Origin of the sequence: Streptomyces sp. 4F14, assembly GCF_048159485.1 — a bacterium.
Taxonomy (GTDB): domain Bacteria; phylum Actinomycetota; class Actinomycetes; order Streptomycetales; family Streptomycetaceae; genus Streptomyces.
The window spans coordinates 167,572-189,378 of the sequence record NZ_JBLRVY010000013.1 but is presented as its reverse complement, the minus strand read 5'-3'; the positions used below and the strand labels follow the sequence as shown (position 1 = coordinate 189,378).

At 72.6% G+C, this 21,807-nt stretch carries 19 protein-coding genes and 1 pseudogene; 12 read left to right on the top strand and 8 right to left on the bottom strand.

From position 1 onward, the window contains the following. Positions 1–56 precede the first annotated feature (56 nt). The 5 genes from ACLZOT_RS23755 (at position 57) to ACLZOT_RS23735 (ending at position 5,719) form a co-directional block, all read left to right on the top strand. Positions 57–1,295, top strand: a complete 1,239-nt coding sequence (locus tag ACLZOT_RS23755) for an MFS transporter (protein ID WP_416971050.1) — start codon at positions 57–59, stop codon at positions 1,293–1,295. 99 nt (positions 1,296–1,394) lie between these two features. Beyond that, positions 1,395–2,711: an MFS transporter gene (locus ACLZOT_RS23750; RefSeq protein ID WP_416971049.1), complete on the top strand. Its 1,317-nt coding sequence runs from the start codon at positions 1,395–1,397 to the stop codon at positions 2,709–2,711. Between the two features lie 5 nt (positions 2,712–2,716). Next, positions 2,717–3,376, top strand: a complete 660-nt coding sequence (locus ACLZOT_RS23745) for a response regulator transcription factor (RefSeq protein ID WP_416971048.1) — start codon at positions 2,717–2,719, stop codon at positions 3,374–3,376. Between the two features lie 4 nt (positions 3,377–3,380). Then, positions 3,381–4,766, top strand: coding sequence for a sensor histidine kinase (locus tag ACLZOT_RS23740; RefSeq protein WP_416971047.1), 1,386 nt, complete (start codon positions 3,381–3,383; stop codon positions 4,764–4,766). After that, complete coding sequence (locus tag ACLZOT_RS23735) at positions 4,763–5,719, top strand: TAXI family TRAP transporter solute-binding subunit (protein ID WP_416971046.1); 957 nt, start codon at positions 4,763–4,765, stop codon at positions 5,717–5,719. The genes ACLZOT_RS23740 and ACLZOT_RS23735 overlap by 4 nt, the downstream gene beginning before the upstream one ends. Before the next feature lie 14 nt (positions 5,720–5,733). On the opposite strand, the gene ACLZOT_RS23730 is transcribed toward ACLZOT_RS23735, so the two are convergent. The 8 genes from ACLZOT_RS23730 to ACLZOT_RS23695 form a co-directional block, all read right to left on the bottom strand. Next, positions 5,734–6,102, bottom strand: coding sequence for a peptidase inhibitor family I36 protein (locus tag ACLZOT_RS23730; protein WP_416971045.1), 369 nt, complete (start codon positions 6,100–6,102; stop codon positions 5,734–5,736). 97 nt (positions 6,103–6,199) lie between these two features. Then, positions 6,200–7,759, bottom strand: coding sequence for a protein kinase domain-containing protein (locus tag ACLZOT_RS23725; protein WP_416971044.1), 1,560 nt, complete (start codon positions 7,757–7,759; stop codon positions 6,200–6,202). Next, complete coding sequence (locus ACLZOT_RS23720) at positions 7,756–8,493, bottom strand: FHA domain-containing protein (RefSeq protein WP_416971043.1); 738 nt, start codon at positions 8,491–8,493, stop codon at positions 7,756–7,758. Before ACLZOT_RS23720 ends, ACLZOT_RS23725 begins: the two co-directional genes overlap by 4 nt. 134 nt (positions 8,494–8,627) lie before the next feature. Further along, positions 8,628–9,278 (bottom strand): ABC transporter ATP-binding protein, encoded by a 651-nt coding sequence (locus ACLZOT_RS23715; RefSeq protein WP_416971042.1) that lies wholly within the window; start codon positions 9,276–9,278, stop codon positions 8,628–8,630. Continuing rightward, positions 9,271–10,257 (bottom strand): ABC transporter ATP-binding protein, encoded by a 987-nt coding sequence (locus ACLZOT_RS23710; protein ID WP_416971137.1) that lies wholly within the window; start codon positions 10,255–10,257, stop codon positions 9,271–9,273. The genes ACLZOT_RS23715 and ACLZOT_RS23710 overlap by 8 nt, the downstream gene beginning before the upstream one ends. 59 nt (positions 10,258–10,316) lie before the next feature. Further along, positions 10,317–11,189: an ABC transporter permease gene (locus tag ACLZOT_RS23705; protein ID WP_416971041.1), complete on the bottom strand. Its 873-nt coding sequence runs from the start codon at positions 11,187–11,189 to the stop codon at positions 10,317–10,319. Continuing rightward, positions 11,179–12,147, bottom strand: coding sequence for an ABC transporter permease (locus ACLZOT_RS23700; RefSeq protein ID WP_416971136.1), 969 nt, complete (start codon positions 12,145–12,147; stop codon positions 11,179–11,181). The genes ACLZOT_RS23705 and ACLZOT_RS23700 overlap by 11 nt, the downstream gene beginning before the upstream one ends. 65 nt (positions 12,148–12,212) lie before the next feature. Then, positions 12,213–13,796 (bottom strand): ABC transporter substrate-binding protein, encoded by a 1,584-nt coding sequence (locus ACLZOT_RS23695; protein ID WP_416971040.1) that lies wholly within the window; start codon positions 13,794–13,796, stop codon positions 12,213–12,215. A gap of 143 nt (positions 13,797–13,939) precedes the next feature. Here ACLZOT_RS23695 and ACLZOT_RS23690 point away from each other — a divergent pair, with 143 nt between their 5' ends. From ACLZOT_RS23690 to ACLZOT_RS23660, 7 genes and pseudogenes are all read left to right on the top strand, one after another. Then, positions 13,940–14,629, top strand: a complete 690-nt coding sequence (locus ACLZOT_RS23690; RefSeq protein WP_416971039.1) for a M24 family metallopeptidase — start codon at positions 13,940–13,942, stop codon at positions 14,627–14,629. Positions 14,630–14,712: 83 nt separating this feature from the next. Beyond that, complete coding sequence (locus tag ACLZOT_RS23685) at positions 14,713–15,756, top strand: enoyl-CoA hydratase/isomerase family protein (protein ID WP_416971038.1); 1,044 nt, start codon at positions 14,713–14,715, stop codon at positions 15,754–15,756. 44 nt (positions 15,757–15,800) lie between these two features. Further along, positions 15,801–16,991: a CaiB/BaiF CoA transferase family protein gene (locus ACLZOT_RS23680; RefSeq protein WP_416971037.1), complete on the top strand. Its 1,191-nt coding sequence runs from the start codon at positions 15,801–15,803 to the stop codon at positions 16,989–16,991. 201 nt (positions 16,992–17,192) lie between these two features. Beyond that, positions 17,193–18,182: pseudogene (locus tag ACLZOT_RS23675) on the top strand (LacI family DNA-binding transcriptional regulator); the annotation flags it as partial. Positions 18,183–18,621: 439 nt separating this feature from the next. Beyond that, positions 18,622–19,995: an ABC transporter substrate-binding protein gene (locus ACLZOT_RS23670; protein ID WP_416971036.1), complete on the top strand. Its 1,374-nt coding sequence runs from the start codon at positions 18,622–18,624 to the stop codon at positions 19,993–19,995. Position 19,996: 1 nt separating this feature from the next. Next, complete coding sequence (locus ACLZOT_RS23665) at positions 19,997–20,875, top strand: carbohydrate ABC transporter permease (protein WP_416971035.1); 879 nt, start codon at positions 19,997–19,999, stop codon at positions 20,873–20,875. After that, positions 20,872–21,801, top strand: coding sequence for a carbohydrate ABC transporter permease (locus ACLZOT_RS23660; protein WP_416971034.1), 930 nt, complete (start codon positions 20,872–20,874; stop codon positions 21,799–21,801). The genes ACLZOT_RS23665 and ACLZOT_RS23660 overlap by 4 nt, the downstream gene beginning before the upstream one ends. Positions 21,802–21,807 lie beyond the last annotated feature (6 nt).

Genomic DNA, 21,807 nt, shown 5'->3' with positions numbered 1-21,807 from the left:
TTTCCGGGGCACACCTATGCTCGGCTTTATCGGACCGGGCCCGGACGGAGCAGACCATGACCGACACCCAGCCGGACCGGGGCGGTGTCCGGGACCCGGGAATCGTCGCCGTCCTCGGCGCCTTCGTCCTCAACGGCGCGCTGCTCGGCTCCTGGGCCCCTCGGGTGCCCGCGCTCGCGGAGCAGATCGGCGCGGAGGAGGGAGCGCTCGGCCTGTCCCTCCTCGGCGCCAGCGTCGGCATGATCGCCGCCTCGCTGCTCGCGGGCCGGCTCTGCGCGGCGTTCGGCGCCCGCGTCGTGATGACGGTGTCCGGCGTCGCCGGGTCCGCGATGCTCCCGGCCCTGGGCCTCGCGGGGTCGCCCGCCGCGCTCGGCCTGCTGCTGATCGCGCTCGGCGCCATGGTCGGCGTGATGGACGTGGCGATGAACGTCGCCGGGGTGACGGCGACCCGCCGGACCGGCCGGTCGATCATGCCGCTGTTCCACGCGGCCTTCAGCGTCGGCACCCTCGCCGGTTCGGTCGGCGCCGCCCTCGCGGCCGGACAAGGGCTCGCACCGGGCCGCCACTTCGTGATCGTCGCCCTGGTCTGCGGCGGCGTCACCGTCGCCATCGCCCGCTGGATCCCCGTCGAGGAACGGCTGAAGGTCCCGGCGGCGAACGGACGCGCCGGGAAAGCCCCCTTCCGCAGGCCCGCGCTGTGGCTGCTCGGCGCCGTCGCCCTGTGCGCCTCGATCGCCGAGGGCGCCACCGCCGACTGGTCGGCGCTGTTCGGGGTGCGCGAGCGCGGTCTCAGCGAGGCCACCGGCGCCCTGATCTACTCCTGCTTCTCGGTCACCATGGCCTGCACCCGCCTGTGCGGCGAGGCGATCCAACGCCGCTGGGGAGCGCCCCGGATGCTCATCGGGGGCTCGGTGATCGGCGGCCTTGGGCTCGCCACGGCGGTCCTGGCCCCGTCCCCGGCGCTCACCTTCGCCGGGTTCGCCGTCGCCGGAATCGGCCTCGCGTACGCGTCCCCCGTCGTCATGGAACTGAGCGGCGCCGCCGGGCGCCGCGTCGACGGGGGCGGCGGCGAACGCGAGGTCGCCTTCGCGACGACCATCGCCTACAGCGGCTTCCTCCTCGGCCCGCCCATGGTGGGCGGCCTCGCCGAACTGACCAGCCTGCCCGCCGCGTTGGGCGCGGTCGCGGTGCTCGTCCTGCTGATCGGCCCGCTGACCCTGGCCGCAGGCGCCTTCCGCCGCCGCGAGCAGGCGGCCGAGGAACCGGCCCGGGACCCGGTCAGCGCCGAGTCGTAGCCGCGTCCTAAGGGGGTGTTAGGACTTCACGCCCGATCTTGTCCACCCCCCTCGTCACCCGGATTCTGGCTGCTCCAGGCCGCTGACGAGGGAGTTTCGATGGCCACACAGGACACCGCCGTCCACGAGAGGGACACCCGGCACGACGAGCGCAGGGTCGCGAAGAACATCGTGCGCGGCTCGGTCGGCAACCTCATCGAGTGGTACGACTGGTACGCGTACACCGCGTTCAGCGTCTACTTCGCCGCCGCGTTCTTCCCCTCCGGCGACCAGACCGCCCAACTCCTCAACACCGCCGCCGTGTTCGCGGTCGGGTTCCTGATGCGGCCGATCGGCGGCTGGGTGCTCGGCCGGTACGCGGACCGCAAGGGCAGGCGGTCGGCGCTCACCCTGTCCGTGACGCTGATGGCGGTCGGCTCGCTGATCGTCGCGCTGACCCCGTCGTACGACGCGATCGGCGTCGCCGCGCCGGTCCTGCTCGTCACCGCCCGCCTGCTGCAAGGCATTTCGGTCGGCGGGGAGTACTCGACGTCGGCGACGTACATGTCCGAGGTCGCGACGCCCGGCAGGCGCGGGTACTACTCCAGCTTCCAGTACGTGACCCTGATCGCCGGGCAGTTGACGGCGCTGGGGCTCCAGATCGTCCTCCAGTCGGTGCTGAGCGACGGGCAGATGGAGGCGTGGGGCTGGCGGATCGCGTTCGTCGTGGGGGCGGCCGGGGCGGTCGTCGTGCTGTGGCTGCGGCGCGGGATGGACGAGTCGGAGAGCTTCGAGGAGGGGCGGGCGAACGAGGAGCGCGGCAGCCTCAGGATGCTGCTGTCCTACCCCCGTCAGTGCCTGGTCGTCGTCGGACTCACCATGGGCGGCACCCTGTTCTTCTACACGTACACGACCTACCTCCAGAAGTTCATGGTCAACACCAGCGGTATCGCGAAACCGACCGCAGCGTGGATCAACTTCTGCGCCCTGCTGGTGTTCGTGGCCCTGCAACCGGTGATGGGCCGCCTCTCCGACCGGGTGGGCCGCCGCCCGCTGCTGATCGGCTTCGGGGTGCTCGGCGCGCTCGTCGTCGTCCCCTCGCTGACGCTGCTGTCGCACACCGACAACCCGTACTACGCCTTCGTGCTGATGGTCGTCCCGCTCGCGATCAGCTCGCTGTACACGTCGATCAGCGCGGTCGTGAAGGCGGAACTCTTCCCAACAGCCATCCGGGCCCTGGGGGTTGGCCTGCCCTACGCCCTGACGGTCGCGGTCTTCGGCGGCACCGCCGAGTACATCGCCCTGTGGTTCAAGGACATCGGCCACGAGAGCTGGTACTTCTTCTACGTCACCGCCTGCGTCCTGGTCTCCCTGCTCGTCTACATTCGGATGCGCGAGACGTCGGACGGCTCGCCGCTGGACGAGCGGAAGGGGTAGACGCGGTGCGGGTGCTGCTGGCCGAGGACGACGACGGGGTCGCGGGCGCCCTCACCGAAGCCCTCTACGACGCCGGACACGAACCCGCCCGCGTCAGCCGGGGCGAGGAGGTCCTCACCCGGCACCGCCAGGCCGACCTGCTCCTCCTCGACCTCGGCCTGCCCGGCCTCGACGGCCTCGACGTCCTGCGCAAACTCCGCGCGGTCAGCGCCCTGCCGGTGCTGATCCTCACCGCGCGCGGCGACGAACGCTCCGTCGTCCGGGGCCTCAGGCTCGGCGCCGACGACTACCTCGTCAAACCGGTCCGCCTCGCCGAACTCCTCGCCCGGATCGAGGCGGTGGCCCGGCGTGCCGCCGCCCTCGCCGCGCCCGCCCGGCACACCGTGCGCGCCGGGGACGTCGAAGTCGACCTGGACGCCCGCCGCGTCCAGGTCGGCGCCGCCGAAGTCCGGCTCACCACCAAGGAGTTCGAGATCCTCGCCGCGCTCGCCTCCCGCGCCGGGGCCGCCGTGAGCCGTCAGCAGCTCCTCGACGAGGTGTGGGGCGACGCCTACCTCGCCGTGTCCCGCTCCCTCGACGTCCACATCACCCAGCTGCGCGCGAAACTCGGCCGGCCCGAACTCCTCACCACCATCCGGGGGTTCGGCTACCGCTTCGGCGGGTGACCGGATGCGCGCCCGGGTCCTCACCGTCGTCCTCGCCTTCGCCCTGCTCGCCGTCGCCGGCTTCGCCGGACCCCTCCTCACCCTGACGGCCGTCCAGCGCACCCAGCAGCTCGTCGCCGCCCGCGCCGCCGACCTCGACCGCTTCGCCACCCTCGCCGAACAGGCCGCCACCAGCGGCGATCCGAGCACCCTGACCGCCGAGGCCGACCGCTACACCGAGCTGTACGGCGAGGCCGTCGTGGTCGTCGACGCCCGCCGCGCGCCCGTCGTCCAGACCGGCGGCCTGCACGCGGCCGACCCCGCCGTGGCCCGTCTCGTGGACGCCGCCCTGCGCAGCCAACTCCGCTATCCGGCGGGGACGGTGCGCCCCTGGTCCCGCGCCGACGTCCTGCTCGCGAGGCCCGTCGGCACCGGCACCCGCGTCTCCGGCGCGGTCGTCCTGCGCGCCTCCGTGCGGGCCGCCGCCGCCGACGTCGCCCTGCGCTGGGCCCTCGTCCTCGCCGGGGCCGGGGTGTTCGCGGCGGCCTGCGTGCTGCTGGCCCGCCGGGCCACCCAGTGGGTCGTCCGGCCCCTGCACCGACTCGACCGCGCTGTAGGGGAGTTGGCGGCCGGGCTGCCACCGGAACGTGTCGTGCGCGCCGGAGGTCCGCCCGAACTCCGGCAGGTCGTCGAGGGGTTCAACCGCTTGGCCGACACCGTCACCACCGCCCTCGAACAGCAACGCCGCCTCGTCGCCGATACCTCGCACCAACTCCGCAACCCCCTCGCGGCGTTGCGCCTGCGCATCGACTCCCTCCAGCCCCGGCTGCCCGCCTCCGCGACGCGCACGTACACAGGAGTCACCGCCGAACTGGAGCGCATGGAACGCCTGCTGGACGACCTCATGACCCTCGCCGACGCCGAACACCGGGCCGGGGAGCTGGCAGTGACGGACCGTCAGGGCGCGAGCTGCGAGGTGCGGCCGGTGATCGAGGCACAGGCACAGGTGTGGCGGCCGGCCACGAAGGGGGCGCTGGTGCTCGACCGGGTCGGGAAGGGCGTGGTGGCGTGCTCCGCCGACGAGTTGGCGCAGGTGATGGACATCCTCCTGGACAACGCGATCAAGTACGGCGGCGGACGCGTCGAGGTGTCCTGCGAGGCGACCGGCACCGAGGTGGCGATCGAGGTCCGGGACGACGGTCCCGGGCTGTCCCCCGGTGAACTCGCCTGCGCCGGAACGCGGTTCTGGCGCGCGGAGCGCCACCGGGACGTGCGGGGGAGCGGGCTGGGACTCGCCATCGCGGAACGCCTCGTCGCCGGACACGGCGGACGCATCGAGTTCGAGGCGGGCCCGCTCGGCGGGCTGGCGGTACGCGCGGTGCTCCCCCAGCGGGAAAGCCGTACGCCATGAACAGCCGCCGTACCCTCCTGCTCGCCGCTCTCGGGGCCGCTGCGCTCGGCGGCGACGCCCGGCTCGCCGACCGGGGCCCCACCGGCAGGCTGCGGATCGCGACCGGCGAGGGCGACGGCTTCTACGTCGCCTTCGGACGGCTCCTCGCCGCCCAGGTGACCGCCGTCTACCCCCGGCTGACCTGCGAAGTCGTCAGCAGCGAGGGCAGCGTCGCGAACATCCGGCTGCTGGCCGCACGCCGCGCCGACGTGGCGCTCGCACTCGCCGACATCGCCTGGTCCGCGTACGGCGGACGCGGACCGTTCACCGCGCCCGTGCCGCTGCGCGCGGTGGGCCGGGTCTACGAGAACTACGCCCAGTTCGCCGTACGCGCCGGCTCGCCCGCCCGCAGCGTCGCCGACCTCAAGGGACGTACCGTGTCGGTCGGCGCCCCCGCCTCCGGCGGCGCGGTCCTGGGTGAGCGCCTGCTGCGCGCGGCGGGCCTCACACCCGGTGTGGACGTACGGGTGCGGTATCTGCGGATGACGCGGGTCGCCCAGGCCCTGCGGACGGGCGCCGTCGACGCAGCCCTCGTCGCCGGCGGCGTCCCGATGCCCGTTCTGGCCCCCCTCGCCCACGCCCCCGGCATCCGTCTCCTGCCCCTGGCGGGGCTCCTGCCCGAGGTGCGCGAGAGCGGCGGCGCGGGCCTGGAGGCGGTGACGATCCCGGCGGGCGTGTACGAGGGGACGGCCGAGGTCGCGACGATCGGGGCGGCCAACCTGCTGCTGTGCCGCCCCGACCTCTCGGCGCCGCTCGCCGCCGCCCTCACCCACGTACTGGTCAGGCGCGCGACCCGGCTCGTCCCGGCGTCGGCGCTCGGGACGCAGTTCCTGGACGTGCGGAGCCTGATCGGCACCGGGGAGGTGCCGCTCCACGCGGGAGCGGTGGCGGCCTACCGCGAACTGCACGGGTGACGCGCGTGCCCCGCTCAGGTGGTGACGCGATACGCGCTCACCCACGGGCCGATGTTGCCGTACCCGCTGTCGTCGATGGTGATCGACCAGCCGGTGCAGTTGGCGTGCTCCCACAGCTCGACCCGCACGTTGCGGTCCTCGGTGCGGGCGGAACGGACCTTGTCGTTCCAGTTGCCGCCGACGTAGATGCACGACCCCGTGGCCCCGGGGCCGAACCAGCCGTCCGGGCCCTGGAAGCCCGTCTGGGTGAAGGCCCGCCACTTGCCGGCCGCCTCGACGGAAGCCGAGTCGGCGGATGCCGTGGTGCCGGCCGCGAGCACGCCGGCCGCCGCGACCGCGGCGGCAGCGGTGGTCAGCCGCCTGAACCGGATTGCGTTCCTCATGAGGTTGTCCTTCCTTGACACGTTCACCACCCCCGTAGGTGGACGGTCATCACCTTGGTACGGAACGGAAGGGAGAGGTACCTCGGAACTCTCAGGGTCACTTCCGCCCCGGCGGCGTGTACTCCTTGAGGTAATGGCCGACGCGCTCCGCGTAGGGCCGGACCTTCGGGGGAACGCCGGCCGCCTTGTTCACCACCTTGTACGACGTCCGGTACGCCGCCGAGACCAGCACCCGGCGGTCGCCCGGCAGCTTCGCGTCCAGCCGGGGCGCGATCCAGCACAGGTAGCGGCCCATCGCCGGGATCGACTCGGCGGGCGGGAAAGGAGGCTGGGGGACCGACTCGCCGGGAGTGCCGTCCTCGTGCATCCACCAGCGCAGCACCCGGGGCGTCCACCGCGCGATGCCGTACTCGTCGTTCGCCGGGTCCGCGAGGTCCGGGTCGAAGTCGCTCTCCACCTTCAGCATCGCCGCGAGCAGCGCCGGGGTGACCTCCGGCCGCCCGCAGTCGTGCGCCGTCTCCACGATCAGCAGCCGGTAGGCGGGCGGCACCCCCTTGTCGGTCCGCAGATACGGGGCGCCGTACAGGGCCGCCGCCGTGCTCGCCCCGCCCGCGCTCCCGGGCGCCTGGGGCAGCTCCTCGTCCGCCCAGGTGCTGACGGTGTACCCGAGGACGGCGACGGCCGCCGTCGCCACCGCCGCCGCGCCCGCGACCAGCGGCGTACGGCCGTGACGGCGCTGCCGGAACCCGGCCCTCGGCGCCGTGCCCGCCACCGCCTCCACCCGCCGCAGCAGCGCCTCTCCGCCGACCCGCTCCTCGTGCGTCCGGGTCAGGCAGTCCCGCACGATCTCCCGCCAGGCGTCCGGGAGTTCGGGCGACAGCCGCAGCTCCTCCACGCCCCGCGCGTACGCCGCCGACGCGTGCCGACGGGCCGTCGGGGTGCCGCCGGGCAGCGGGAAGGAACCGGTCAGCACCAGGTGGGCCAGGACACCGAACGCCCAGATGTCCGCCGACGGACGGATCCGGCGCCCCCGCTCGCCGATCTCCGACCACAGCAGCTCCGGCGGCGTGTAGTCGGGCGTCGAGAACGCGGGCGCGTACGCGTGCGTGCCCTCCAGCTCCGCCGCCGTGTTGAAGTCCGCGAGCCGTGCCGAACCGTCCCGCATCAGCAGCACGTTGGCCGGTTTCAGGTCACCGTGCACCCAGCCCGCCCGGTGCAGCTGGGCCAGCCCTTCGCAGATCTCCGCCAGCAGGGCCGGGCCCCCAGCACGCGGGGTGCGGGTGAGGAGGGACGCGAGGGACTCCTCCGCCCGCTCCAGGACCAGGACCACCGCGCCGTCCAGCTCCGGGCGGGCGGGGTCGTCCACGGTCAGCGTGCCGTACATGCGGATCAGCCGGGGGTGCTTGAGCCTGCGGTGCAACGCCAGCTCGCGGTCGGCCAGTTCGCGCAGGTGGGCGAGGTGACGCGGGGTGCCGGTGCCGGTGGGCAGGAACTTCAGGGCGGCGGTGCGGGGCAGGTGGGGGCCGGACTCCTCGTCGCCGGTGCGCCGCGCCGCGTACACACTGCCGAACGCGCCCGTCGCGATCGGCTCCCGCACCTCCCAGACACCCACCCGGTAGCCCTTGGGCACCACCACCGCGTACGGCTGCGGCGTCACCGTGTCCCCGGACCCGGGAGCGCGGTCAGGTCGTCCTCGCGTACGAGGTCGAAGCGGAGCGCCAGCGACACCAGGGACTCCTTCTTGCCGTTCAGGCGCGGACCCGGGTCCGCCGTGTCGGGGCCGGGTTTGAGGCGCAGCTTCACGGCCAGGTAGTCGATGTTCCACTGCACCGTGGCGCGCGACGCGGCGGGCCAGCCGGGGCGCAGCCGGTCGACGACCTGGTCGACCGTCGGCAGCGGGGCGTGCGGTGCGCCGCGCAGCCGGGGCTCGCACAGGGCGGCCAGCACGGCGAAGTAGCGTTTCGAGCGGTCGACGGAGAACGCGGGCGTGGTCGTCGAGCCCGCCGGACCGGCCGACCAGTCCCGGTAGTCGTGGCGCGGCGCCCACACCTCGATCGGCAGCAGGTCCCCGGCCGCCGGGAGCACGATCCGGGAGAACTCGAAGGGGATCGGCGCGTCCAGCCGCCCCGGGCCCACCTTGACGTGCTCGCCCGCGCCCTCCGGGTTCTCCACGACGTACGTCTGGGAGCGGCTGTGGTTGCTGAGGATCCAGTAGGCGCCGTGCGCGGCGATCTCACCGGCCGAGCGGGAGACCCCCTCGTGCGGGATCCCCAGGGTGTTCTCGCCCGCGGACCGGCCGAACGTGAGCCGCTCACCGGGCGCGAGCCGGAAACGGGTGTCCGGCCGGGCGTCCTCCGTGGTCGGCGGAGGGATCACGATGATGCTGTACAAGGTGCTACTCCCCGAGCCGCGCGGCGATCCAGGGGCAGAGTAGGGGGACCCGCCGGGGGCGGTCTGCCCCTGTGCGGGTACGGCCCGTCGAATGGCTTGAACTGTACGGCGGCCACGGGTGCGGGGCGGGGCCGTCATCCGGCTCCGCCGACCTCGTCCCAGTGCACGGTCCGGTCGCACCAGCGGCTCAGCAGGACCCGGTCGTGACCCACGGCCAGGAGACCGGCACCGCTCTCCGCGCGGTACGCCTCGACCGCCTGTACCAGCGCGGCCGTTGTCGACGCGTCCAGCATCGCCGTCATCTCGTCGCAGATCAGCCAGCGCGGCGACAGCGACAACGCGCGGGCCAGACAGGCGCGTTGGAGCTGGCCGTCGCTCACCTCGTGCGGGCGGCGGGCCAGCAGGTCCGGGGTGAGACCGACCGAGGCGGCCAAGGCGTCGATGCGCGGCGGGTGGCCGTTCGCGCGCAGGGGCTCGGCGATCAGGTCCGCGAGCGACAGGCGCGGGTCCGCCGAGAGGCGCGGCTGCTGGAACACGACGCCCACCGAGGTGCGTTGGGCTCGCGGAGCGCGGTGGCGCCAGCGGCGGACGGGCGTGCCGTCCAGGGTGAGGGTGCCCGCGTCCGGGCGGTGCAGCAGGGCCGCCACCTTCGCCAGTGTCGACTTTCCGCAGCCGCTCGGACCGAGGAGGCCGACGGACTCGCCGGGGGCGATCGTCAGCGACGCGTCGCGGACCGCCGGGGACTTCCTGTCGTACCCGGCGGTGATGGCGCGCAGTTCAAGCACGGAGGTCCTCCAGGAGGTGCGGGTGGTGACAGGCGGTCGTGCCGGTCGTGCCCGTCGGCGTGGGGAGCACCGCGCACGCCGGGCTCGCGCGGGGGCAGCGGGGCGCGAACGCGCAGCCCTCCGGGAGCGCGCCCAGCTCCGGGGGCATGCCGGGGATCGGCAGGAAGGCCCGGTCCGGCAGGGCGTCCAACAGGCCCCGGCTGTAGGGGTGGCGGGGGCCGGGGGTGCCGAAGAAGCTTGCCGCGTCGGTGAGTTCGACGATCCGGCCCGCGTACATCACGGCCACCCGGTCCGCGATACGCTCCGCCGCCGCGAGATCGTGCGTGATCATCAGCAGCGCCCGGCCCGCCCCGGCGTCCACGTGCCGGCGCAGCTCGTCGACCGTGTGGTCCACCAGGTCGCGGTCCAGGCCGGTCGTCGGCTCGTCGGCCAGCAGCAGGGGGGCTTCGCCGACCAACGCGAGGGCGGTGGCGGCGCGTTGGGCGAGGCCGCCGGAGAGTTCGTGGGGGTGGCGGTCGAGGTGGTCGAGGGGGAAGGCGGCGCGCTGGGCGGCTCTCTCGACGGGACTGAGGTGGGGGGTGGTCGCGGGGTCGGCCGGATGCGCCGGCCCGCTCGTGCCCGCCTTCTTCGTGCCCTTCCCGGTCTCCTTCTTGGTGTCCGTCAACGCCCGTATGGTCTCCGCGAGTTGCGACCGGACCGTCCGCACCGGCGTCAGATGCGCCGCCGGGCTCTGCGGCACCAGCCCCACGAGCCGCCCCCGCACCCGCCGCACCAGCGTCCCCTCGTCGGCCGCGATCAGGTCAAGACCCCGGACCCAAGCCTCCCCGCGCGCCTGCGCGTTGGCGGGCAGCAGCCCGAGCAGCGCCGACGCCAGCACCGACTTGCCGCACCCGCTCTCCCCGATCAGCGCGAGGCACTCCCCGGCCGCCACCTCGAACCCGACGTCGGTGACGGCGGGCACCTCGCGCCCGCCGGGCATGAGGAAACGGACGGAGAGACCGCGTACGGACAGGACGGGCGCCTCTTCACCAACCGTGCTCAAAGCATCAGCTCCGATCTCCTGCGCGGGTTGATCCGCTCGCGCCAGGCCCCCGCCGCCCCGGCGATCGCCAGGGTCGGCACGATGATGAACAGGCCGGGGAACAGCGTCGGCCACCACTGCCCGGCCAGCAGTGAGCCACGGGCCGACTGCACGAGCCCGCCCAGGCTGGCCATGTGCGAGGGGAGGCCGAGACCGAGGAACGAGAGGGCGGACTCGTGCCACATGGCGTGCGGCACCATCAGGACGGCGGCCAGCCCGGCCTGCGGGAGGACGCCCGGCAGCAGGTGCCGTACGGTCACCCGGCGGCGCGAGGCCCCGCCGGAGACCGCCGCGTCGACGAACGGCCGCGACCGCAGCGACAGCACCTCCGCGCGGACGATCCGGGCCGTGGACAGCCAGTGCGTGACCCCCACCGAGACGATCACCGGCCACACCCCGGGCCGGAACATCGCGACGACGAAGATGCCGAGCAGCAGATGCGGAACGGACGACACGGTGTCCACCGCCCGCATCACGACCCGGTCCACCCACCCCCCGAACGTCCCGGCGAGCGCCCCCACCGCCGTGCCGAGCACCGTCGCGGTCAGCGCGGCGGCGAGGCCGACCAGGAGGGAGACGCGCAGCCCGTACACGCAGCGCAGCAGGAGGTCCCGGCCGAGGTCGTCGGTGCCGAAGGGGTGCGACCAGCTCGGCGGCAGCAGCTTGGACGCCAGGTCGACGGACTGCTGGTCGAGTTGGACGATCGGCGGTACGAGCAGGACGGCAAGTGCGGTCACCACGAGGATGGTTGCCGAGACCCGTACCCGGACTGTTCGCGTGGAGCGGCGACTCGGCCCGTACGACCGCCAGCCGGGCGCCTCACATGTCACTGAATCCCACCCTCGGGTCGAAGAGGCCGTACAGCAGGTCGGCCAGGAGGTTCCCGGCGAGGACGGCGGCCGTGGCGAGCGTGGCCAGCGCCGCGAGCAGCGGGAAGTCGACGGAGGTGGCCGCCTCGACGGTCGCCGCCGCGATCCCCGGCCAGCTGAACACGGTCTCCACCAGCAGGGCCCCGGTGATGAGTTCGGGCACCCGGGAGCCGACCAGCGTCAGCACCGGCAGCAGACCCGAGCGCAGGGCGTGCCCGAGCAGGACGGTCCGCTCGCTCAACCCCCGGGCGCGGGCGCCCCGTACGGGGTCCTCGACGAGCGCGTCCCCGACGCCCTGGCGAACGTACAAGGTGAACCAGGGGAGTTGGGACACGGCGAGCACCCCGGCGGGCAGCACGAGATGCCGGACGACCTGGTCCGCCGTCACCACCTCGCTGGCCGTGTCGGTCAGTCCCCCGGCGGGCAGCACACCCCACTGGAGCGCGAACAGCCACACGGCGAGCAGCGCGATCCAGAAGACGGGCGCGGCCTCCAGGGCGTACGCGAGCGAGGTGACCGTGCGGTCGAGCATCGAGCCCGGACGCCGGGCCGCCAGAACTCCCAGCACTGTGCCGGTCGTTACGGCGACCACGAACGCCGCCGCGCACAACAGGCTGGACCACAGCAGCCGTTCACCGATCACCTCCGCGACCGGCTGCCGCAGTACGCTCGACCGGCCCAGGTCCCCGCCGAGCGCGGACGTCAGCCACTCCCACCAGCGCTCCGCGAACGGCCGGTCCACACCCAGGTTCTCCCGCAGCCGCGCCAGCGTCTGCGCGTCGGCGCCGAGCGCGGCGCTGCCCGCGTACGCCTTCACCGGGTCGAAGGGGGAGGCGGCGGCGATCGCGAACACGCCGAAGGTGACGACGAGCAGGACGGGGACGGCGAGCAGGAGACGGCGGGCGACGAGCCGGGCCATCGGGGACCAGGGCAGGCGTCTCAACGGGCTTTCGGTGACGGGTGGTTGCTGCACGGGCGGTCCGCTCACTTCGCCGTCCGCTTCGGCTTCCAGGTCTCCAGGTTCCACCACGGCCCGCTCGCGAACCCGTGCTCGTGCGGCTCGACCTGGGTCGTGAGGCCGTCCCAGCGGTCGGCGAGGACGTACACGTGGTCGATGTGGGTGAGGAACGTGTACCCCGGGTCGGCGGCCAGCGCGCGCTGGACCGTGTCGTACGCCGCCTTGCGGGCCGCCGGGTCACTGGTGCGGCGGCCCGTGTCGAGGGCCTTGTCGACGGCCGGGTTCGTGTAGTGGCCCATGTTGTTCCAGCCGTCGCCCGCGAGCGTGGAGTACAGCATCGTGTAGAGGCCGAAGTCGGGGTCGCCGGTGGAGCCGAAGCCCGCGAGGACGGCGTCGTTCGTCATGCGCGGCTCGATGACCTCCCACGTCGCGCTCTGCGCCTTGACGTCGACACCGGCCTTCTTCGCGTCGGAGGCGTAGGCGAGGGCGTGGTCCTGGCGGACCTTGTCGCCGGCCGGGTACAGCAGCGTGAAGGAGGCGCGGCGGCCGTCCTTGGCGCGGATCCCGCCGTCACCGGCCTTCCAGCCGGCCCGGTCGAGGACGCGGCCCGCCTCCGCGAGGTCCTGCTTCCGCTCGATGCCCTTCGTGAACCACGGCGAGTCCACCGGCAGCGGCCCGTACGCCGGGCTCCCCGCGCCGTCCAGGACCTTCGCGACCATCGCGTCCCGGTCCACGGCCAGGTCGAGGGCCCGGCGGATCGCGGGGTCCCCGGCGACCGGGTTCTTCGAGGGCAGCGACACCAGCCGGACGTCGTACGTCGTCGCGTCGTACCGCTTGCGGCTGCCGTCCTTCGCGAACGCCGCCGCGAGGTTCGGCGGCAGGATCGCGCCGTCGAGGTCGCCGGCGCGCAGGCGGGTGGCGCGGACGTCGTCGTCGGGGACGATCGCCATCGTCACCTTCTTCACCTGCGGGGCGCCGCCCCAGTAGCCCGGGTTCGCCTTGAACGTGAGCTTCTCGCCCTTGCGCCAGTCCGCGAGGACGTAGGGGCCCGTGCCGACCGGCTTCGTGTTGAACACACCGGTGTTGGGGTCCTGGCCGCCCGCGACGTGCTTCGGGACGATCGGCAGGGTGGTGCGCGCGGCGAACGGCGCGTAGGGGTACTTGAGGGTGAAGACGACCTTGTCGCCGTCCGCCTTCACGCCCTTCACCGCGTCGAGTTCGACGCGCGAGGTGTTGTTGGTCTTCGGGTCGAGGACCGTCTCGTACGTGAACACCACGTCGGCGGCGGTCAGTTGCTTCCCGTCGCTGAACTTCACGCCCTCGCGCAGCGTGTACGTGTAGGTGAGGCCGTCGGCGCTGACCTCGGGGAGGGACTTCGCGAGGGCGGGCTTCAGGGTGAGGTCGGCGCTGTGGGCGAGGAGGCCGTCGAAGATCTTCGAGTTGCCGTCCTTGCCGTAGCCCAGCAGGGGGCTCAGCGTGGCGGGTTCGGAGGGGACCCCGATGACGACCGAGTCGGCCTCCTGCGCCCCGCTCTCGCTGGGTGCCGAGCAGGCGGCCGTGGCGGTGAGCAGCGCCGCCGTCAGGGCGGTGGCTCGTATGCGGGGGGTCATCGGGCTCCCTCTGTTGCTGGTGGGTCGTTGTTGCATATGAGTTGCAGATGAGGGGTACCCGAGTCAAGGGCGGGTCAAGCGCGCGGAGCGGGGCCCGCCGACGGCCGTTGCGGGAAACGATCAACCGGAGTTACGTTCGGCCCATGTCGGACGACGAACTCACACGCGCGGAACGGCTGTTGAGTGCGCAGGCCAAGGCGGAGCGGCTCTTCGCGGAGATCTCCCGGCGTGAACTCATCGCCCCGGGCGAGAGCGAACGCGCGGTCAGCGACCGCGTCCGCGACCTCGCGAACGACCTCTTCGGCACCACCCGGCACTGGCACAAACGCATCGTCCGCTCCGGCCCCAACACCCTCGCCCCCTACCGCGAGAACCCGCCGGACCGCCTGATCACCGCCGACGACATCGTGTTCGCCGACTTCGGCCCCATCTTCGAGGAGTACGAGGCGGACTTCGGCCGCACCTTCGTCCTGGGCGACGACCCCGTGAAACACCGCCTCCGCGACGACCTCCCCGAGATCTTCCGGGCAGGCCGCGACTTCTTCGCCGCCACCCCCGACATCACCGGCGACCGACTCCACACCGAGATCAACCGCCTCGCGGAGAAGGCCGGTTGGACCCTGGGCGGCTGGCACGCGGGCCACCTCGTCGGCGAGTTCCCCCACGAACGGATCGACGGCGCGGACGTCGAGTCGTACATCACACCCGCGAACACGACACCCCTGCGCCGCACCGACCGCGCGGGCCACCGCTGCCACTGGATCCTGGAGATCCATCTCGTCGACACGGAGAGGCAGTTCGGCGGCTTCTACGAGGAACTGCTCACGCTCTGAGGACCGCGCGCCGCTTTTGCGACCATGGACGCGGGAAGATCGTCCATGACGTGTTCGGCGGATGCGGAAGGAAGCGGCAGTCCATGTGCACCAACGTGACCGGTGTCCAGTGCTGGAAGGACGGCCTGGTCGGGCGGATCGTGCTCGATCGGCCCAAGGCGCTCAACGCCCTCAACCATGAGATGGTCCTGCGGATCGACGCGGCCCTCGACGAGTGGGAGCGCGATCCAGCCGTCGCGGCCGTCGTCATCAGCGGCGCGGGGGAGCGGGGGCTGTGTGCCGGTGGGGACATCCGGGCCGTGCACGACGACGCGCGGGACGGGGACGGGCGGGCCTCGGCTGCCTTCTGGCGGGACGAGTACCGGGTGAACGCGCGGATCGCCCGGTACCCGAAGCCCTACGTCGCCCTCATGGACGGCATCGTCATGGGCGGGGGCGTCGGGATCTCCGCGCACGGGGATGTGCGGATCGTCACCGAGCGGTCCAGGGTCGCGATGCCCGAGACGGGGATCGGGTTCGTGCCGGACGTCGGGGGGACGTATCTCCTGGCGAACGCGCCCGGCGAGTCCGGCACCCACCTCGCGCTGACGGGTGCTCAGATCGGCGCCGCCGACGCGGTGTTGTGCGGCCTCGCCGACCACTACGTCCCCTCCTCCGAACTCCCCGCCCTGCTCGCCGACTTCGCCGCCCTCCCGGTGACCGAGGCCCTCGCCCGCCACGAACAGGCGGCGCCCGCCCCGGAGTTGCCGGCCGACCGGCACTGGATCGACGCCTGCTACGCCGCCGACACGGTCGAGGAGATCGTCGACAACCTCTCCACGTACGACGACCCCCGGGCCAAAGACGCCGCCGAAACCCTCCTCACCCGCTGCCCGACCACCCTCAAGGTCACCCTCCGCGCCCTGCGCGCGGCACGCGAACTCACCCTGGAACAGGCGCTCGACCAGGAGTACCGCATCTCCTGCCACGCCCTCTCCACCCACGACCTCGTGGAGGGCGTCCGTGCACAGATCATCGACAAGGACCGTGACCCCCGCTGGTCCCCGGCGACCCTGGGGGACGTCTCCGAGGCGGACGTCGCCCGCTACTTCGCGCCGCTGGAGGAGGAGTTGGGCCTCGGCGCGTGACGGGGAGCATCTCCGCAGCAGGAAACCGACGAAAGGGACCCGCCATGCCCAGTGACCTCCCCCTCTCCGGCATCACCGTCGTCAGCGTCGAGCAGGCCGTGGCCGCCCCCTACGCCACCCGCCAGCTCGCGGACCTCGGCGCGAGGGTGATCAAGGTGGAGCGCCCGGGCGGCGGAGACTTCGCCCGGCGCTACGACAGGACGGTGCACGGGGAGTCGAGCTACTTCGTGTGGCTGAACCGGTCCAAGGAGTCGGTGACGCTGGACCTGAAGTCGGAGGCGGGACGGCGGATCCTGGGCCAACTCGTGGACCGCGCCGACGTGTTCGTCCAGAACCTCGCCCCGGGCGCGGCGCGGCGGCTGGGGTTCGGGACGGCGGAACTGCGGGAGCGGTACCCCTCGCTGATCCCGTGCACGATCACCGGGTACGGCGGCACGGGCCCCTGGTCCGACCGCAAGGCGTACGACCTCCTCGTCCAGTGCCAGACGGGCCTGGTCTCCCTGACCGGCGGCCCCGAGGAGCCCGCCCGGGTCGGGATCTCGGTCGCGGACATCGCCGCCGGCATGTACGCGTACTCCGGCATCCTGACGGCCCTGTTCGCGCGGGCGACCTCGGGCGCCGTACGCCCCGTCGAGGTCTCGTTGTTCGAGGCGCTCGCGGAGTGGATGGGCCAGCCCGCCAACTACACGCGGTTCGGGGGGAGTCAGCCCCCGAGGGTGGGCACGCAGCACGCGACGATCGCGCCCTACGGGGCGTACCGGTGCGCGGACGGCAAGGACGTCCTGTTCTCGATCCAGAACGAACGCGAATGGGCGTCCCTGTGCGAGCGGTTCCTCAAGGACCCGGCGCTGACGGACGACCCGCGTTTCGCGACCGGCGCCGAACGCGTCGTCCACCGCGAGGAGTTGAACGCGATCGTGGCCCGCAGGTTCGCGGAGCTGGACAGCGCCGGGGCGACGCGTGAACTGGACGCGGCGGGCATCGCGAACGCGGGAGTGAACGACGTCGCGGAGTTCGTCGCCCACCCGGTGCTGGCGGAGCGCGAGCGCTGGCGGGACGTGACGCTGCCCGGGAGACTCGCCGTACCGGCCCTGGTCCCGCCCGTCGACCTGGCCGGGGTGACGCCCCGGATGGACCCGGTGCCCGGCGTGGGCGAGCACACGGACGCGGTGCTCGCGGAGCTGGGGTACGGGGCGGCGGAGATCGGGGTGCTGCGGAGCACGGGGACCGTCTGAACCCCTGCGCTGATCCGGCCTCCCGATTGTCGTCCGAACTCTTGACGCCATCCTTCTGACTGCGTAGACATGACAGCGCAGACATGACTACGCAGTCATGCGGGACGGTGTCTGGAATCATGGACACGTCGTAACTGTCGACCGGGAGGTGCCGTGACACGAGGAAGCGGGCGGAACGCCGGACCGCCGGCGCCGCGCAGTGTGGACGTCGCACGCCTCGCCGGCGTCTCGCAGAAGACGGTCTCCCGGGTCTTCAACGACGAGCCGTACGTCTCGGCGGACGTCCGGCGCCGGGTCCTGGACGCCGCTGAACAGCTCGGGTACCGGCGCAACAACGCCGCCCGCGCGCTCGCCTCCGGCCGCACCAGGTCGATCGGCGTCGTCACCCTCGGCACCGCGCTGTACGGGCCGGCCTCGCTGCTGATGGGCGTCGAGAAGGTCGTCCGGGACACGGGGTACGCGCTGCGGGTCGTGAACACCGTCGAGGGCGACCCGGCGGGCATCGCCGGAGCCGTCGGCTCGCTGCTCGACCAGGGCGTGGACGGCATCGTCGTGTCCGAGCCGATCGACGAACCGGGCGGGGTCCCCCTGCGCGTGGACGTCCCGGTCCTGGTGATCGGCGCACCCTCGCCGGTCACCTCGCCGACCGTGCTGTCCGTCGGCGACGACGCCGACCTGATGGCCCGCACGGCGACCGAACACCTCCTGGAACTCGGCCATCTGACGGTCCATCACCTCGCGGGCCCGCAACGCTGGTTCGCCGCCCGGGACCGACTCGCGGGCTGGCGGGCCGCGTTGACCGAGCACGGCAGGCGGGTGCCGCCGGTCGTCGAGGGCGACTGGTCGGCCGCCTCCGGATACCGGGCGGGTCAGGAGCTGGCCCGACTGGACGACGTCACCGCCGTGTTCGCCGCCAACGACGACATGGCGATCGGGCTGATCCGGGCGCTGGCGGACGCCGGACGCCGGGTGCCCGAGGACGTGAGCGTCGTCGGGTTCGACGACATCCCCGTCGCCGCCTATGTGACACCCCCGCTGACCACGGTGCGCCAACCCTTCGACGCCGTGGCCCAGGAGGGGCTGAAGAGACTCGTGCACGTCATCGAGAACCCCGACGCGGAGCCGCTGCCGGCGAGCGCGTCACCGGTGGACCTCGTCGTACGGGACTCGACGGGGCCGGCGACGGGCGGGGGGAGCAGGGGCGGGACGGGGCCGCGCCGGGCTGCGCGGCGCCGCGAGCCGTCAGCGCCCGGGTCTGAGGCATCCGCGCCCGGCCGTGAGGCGTCTGTACCCAGCCGCGAGCCGTCAGCACCCGGCCCTGAGGCATCCGCATCGCGCCGCGAGCCGTCAGTGCCCGGGCGCCAGGGGGCCGCGCCCGGCCGCGATGCCTCGGCATCGCGCTGCGAGCCGTCCGCCGGTGTCGTGAACGGAGGTGAGCCGCCCCGCGACTGACCAGCTCCCCGCGCCGAGCGCCTCCCCACCGCGCCGCGCCTGATCGACAGAGCCGCGTACCCCCCTCATGCCGCCTCCCTCTGAGGCGTGCCCCGGGTCCCCCGACCCCCTTGTCTCCGGCGGACGCCCACCTCCTCGGCGTCCCCGCACCCCTCTTCGCTTCCGGCGGGAGTCCACCATGCCCAAGAACACGCCCCTGAGCCGCCGCCTCTTCCTCACCACGACCGGTGCCCTCTCCCTCGGCGCCGCCCTCACCGCCTGCGGCGGCGGTGACTCGGGCAAGTCGCAGTCCGCGACCCAGCCGGTCAGCCAGGCCGACATCGACAAGGCGATGAAGACGCCGACCGAACTCACCTTCTGGACCTGGGTCCCCAACATCGCCAAGGAGATCGCCCTCTTCGAGAAGAAGTACCCGGCGGTCAAGGTGAAGATCGTCAACGCCGGCCAGGGCACCCCGCAATACACCAAGCTGCGCACGGCGTTGAAGGCCGGCAGCGGCGCCCCCGACCTGGTGCAGATGGAGTACCAGGCGATCCCCACCTTCACGATCACCAACAACCTCCTGGACCTGCGCCCCTACGGCGCCGACTCCCTCAAGTCCACGTTCGTGGACTGGACGTGGGGCCAGGTCACCGGCACCGGCGGCGAGGTCTGGGCGATCCCGCAGGACACCGGGCCGATGGGCATGCTGTACCGCAAGGACATCTTCGACAAGCACGGCATCCAGGTCCCCACGACGTGGGACGAGTTCGCGGCAGCGGCCCGCAAGCTCCACCAGGCCGACCCGAACGTCTACCTCACCAACCTCGCCGCGAACCAACCCGCCGCCTGGCACGGCCTGTTGTGGCAGGCGGGCGCCAAACCGTACGTCAGCCGCAGCAAGGGCGAGATCGCGATCAGCGTCGACGACACCGTCTCGAAGAAGCTCGGCGCCTACTGGGGCGGCCTCGCGAAGGAGGGCGTCATCGGCGTCGAACCCGACTTCACCGACGGCTGGTACGCGGCCCTCAACAAGGGCAAGTACGCGACCTGGCTGACCGCAGCCTGGGCCCCCGCCTTCCTCTCCGGCTCCGCGAAGGACACCGCCGGCAACTGGCGCGCGGCCCCGCTCCCGCAGTGGGACGCCGCGAAACCGTCCTCCGGGAACTGGGGCGGCTCCACCACCGCCGTCATCCGGGGCACCAAGAACGCCGTCCAGGCCGCCGTGTTCGCGCAGTTCCTCAACAGCGACCCCGCCAGCGCGAAGATGTTCGCCACCGAACAGTTCTTCTTCCCGGCGACCAAGGCCCTCCTCGCCGACCCGTCGTTCACCGGCGACGCGCCCGCCTTCTACGGCGGCCAGAAGGTCAACGAGGTGTTCGCGGGCATCAGTTCGACCGTCGACGCCGACTTCCAGTGGCCGCCGTTCCTCGACCAGGCCGCCACCGACTGGACCGAGACCGTCGGCAAGTCCCTCGCCGACCACGCCGACACCGTGTCCGCGCTGGGCAGCTGGCAGTCACGGCTGACGTCGTACGCCAAGGGCCAGGGCTTCACGGTCAAGGGGAGCTGAGATGGCCGCCCCACGTCGCACGAGGTCTGCGGGGCCGCTCTTCGTCGCCCCGTTCATGATCCTGTTCCTCCTCCTCTTCCTCGCCCCCCTCGGCTACGCCGCCTACCTCAGCCTCTTCCAGGAACGCCTGATCGGCGGCACCGCCTTCGTCGGCCTCGACAACTACACCCAGGCCCTCAAGGACTCCCAACTCCTGCACGGCATAGGCAGGGTGGCCCTCTTCTTCGCCATCCAGGTGCCGGTCATGCTGGCCCTGGCCCTCCTGTTCGCCCTCGCCCTCGACAGCGGCCTCCTGCGGCTCGCCCGCGTCATCCGGCTCGGCGTCTTCGTGCCGTACGCGGTCCCCAGCGTCGTCGCCGCCCTGATGTGGGGCTACCTGTACGGCCCGGACTTCGGCCCGTTCGCCCAGTTCGCCCGTGAACTCAGCCTGCCCGTACCGGACTTCCTCAGCTCCACCTGGATGCTCGGCAGCCTCGCCAACATCGTCACCTGGGAGTTCACCGGCTACAACATGATCATCCTGTACGCGGCGCTGCGCACCATCCCGACGGAGCTGTACGAGGCCGCCGCGATGGACGGCGCGGGCGCCTGGCGGATCGCCCGGTCGGTCAAACTCCCCGCGCTGCGGCCCGCGTTGCTGCTCTGCCTGCTCTTCTCGGTGATCGGCAGCTTCCAGCTCTTCAACGAACCCAACCTGCTGATGAAGATCGCCCCCGACGTCATCACCAGCGACTACACCGCCAACCTCTACGCCTACTCCCTCGCGTTCACCGGCCAGCAGGTCAACTACGCGGCGACGGTGTCGTTCCTCCTCGGCCTCGTGATCGTCATCGCCTCCTACGCCGTCCTGCTGACCGCGAACCGCAGGAGGACCCCGTGACCTCTGTGACTCCTACGACGGCGACCTTGGACCGGCCGACGGCCGTACAGCGCAAGGAAGTTCGCAAGGCGAAGCGCCCGCGTCGCAGCACCCCGCTCACCATCGCCATGTTCGCGGCCCTCGCCTACTTCCTGCTGCCGCTGCTGTGGCTCCTGATCGCCTCCACCAAGTCCGCGCACGACCTGATCGGCAGCTTCGGCCTCTGGTTCTCCGACGCGCCGCAACTGTGGACGAACGTCAGGGACACCTTCACGCAGGACGACGGCGTCTTCGTCACCTGGCTCCTCAACACCATGCTGTACGCGGGCGTCAGCGCGGTCGGCGCCGCGATACTCGCCGCCGCCGGAGGCTACGGCTTCGCCAAGTTCCGCTTCCGGGGCGACCGGGCCGCCTTCAACCTCGTCCTCGGCGCGGTCATGGTCCCGACGACGGCGCTGGCGATCCCGACGTACCTGCTGTTCGCCGAGGCGGGCCTGGTGAACACCCCGTGGGCGGTCATCCTGCCGTCCCTGGTCAACCCGTTCGGCCTGTACCTGATGCGGATCTACGCCGCCGACGCGATCCCCGACAGCCTCCTGGAGGCGGCCCGCATCGACGGCGCGGGCGAGGTGCGGATCTTCTTCCGCATCGCGCTCAGGCTGCTCGGCCCCGGTCTCGTCACCGTCCTGCTGTTCACGCTCGTCGCGACCTGGAACAACTACTTCCTGCCGCTGATCATGCTGAACGACCCCGAGCTGTACCCCGTCACCGTCGGCCTCTCGTCCTGGGCCGCGCAGGCGCAGAACGGCGGCGCGGGCGCGAGCAGCGACATGCTCGCCCTCGTCGTGACCGGCTCCCTGCTCTCCATCCTGCCCCTCGTCGTGGCCTTCCTCATGCTCCAGCGGTACTGGCAGAGCGGGCTCGCGGCGGGCGGCGTCAAGCAATGAGCTCTA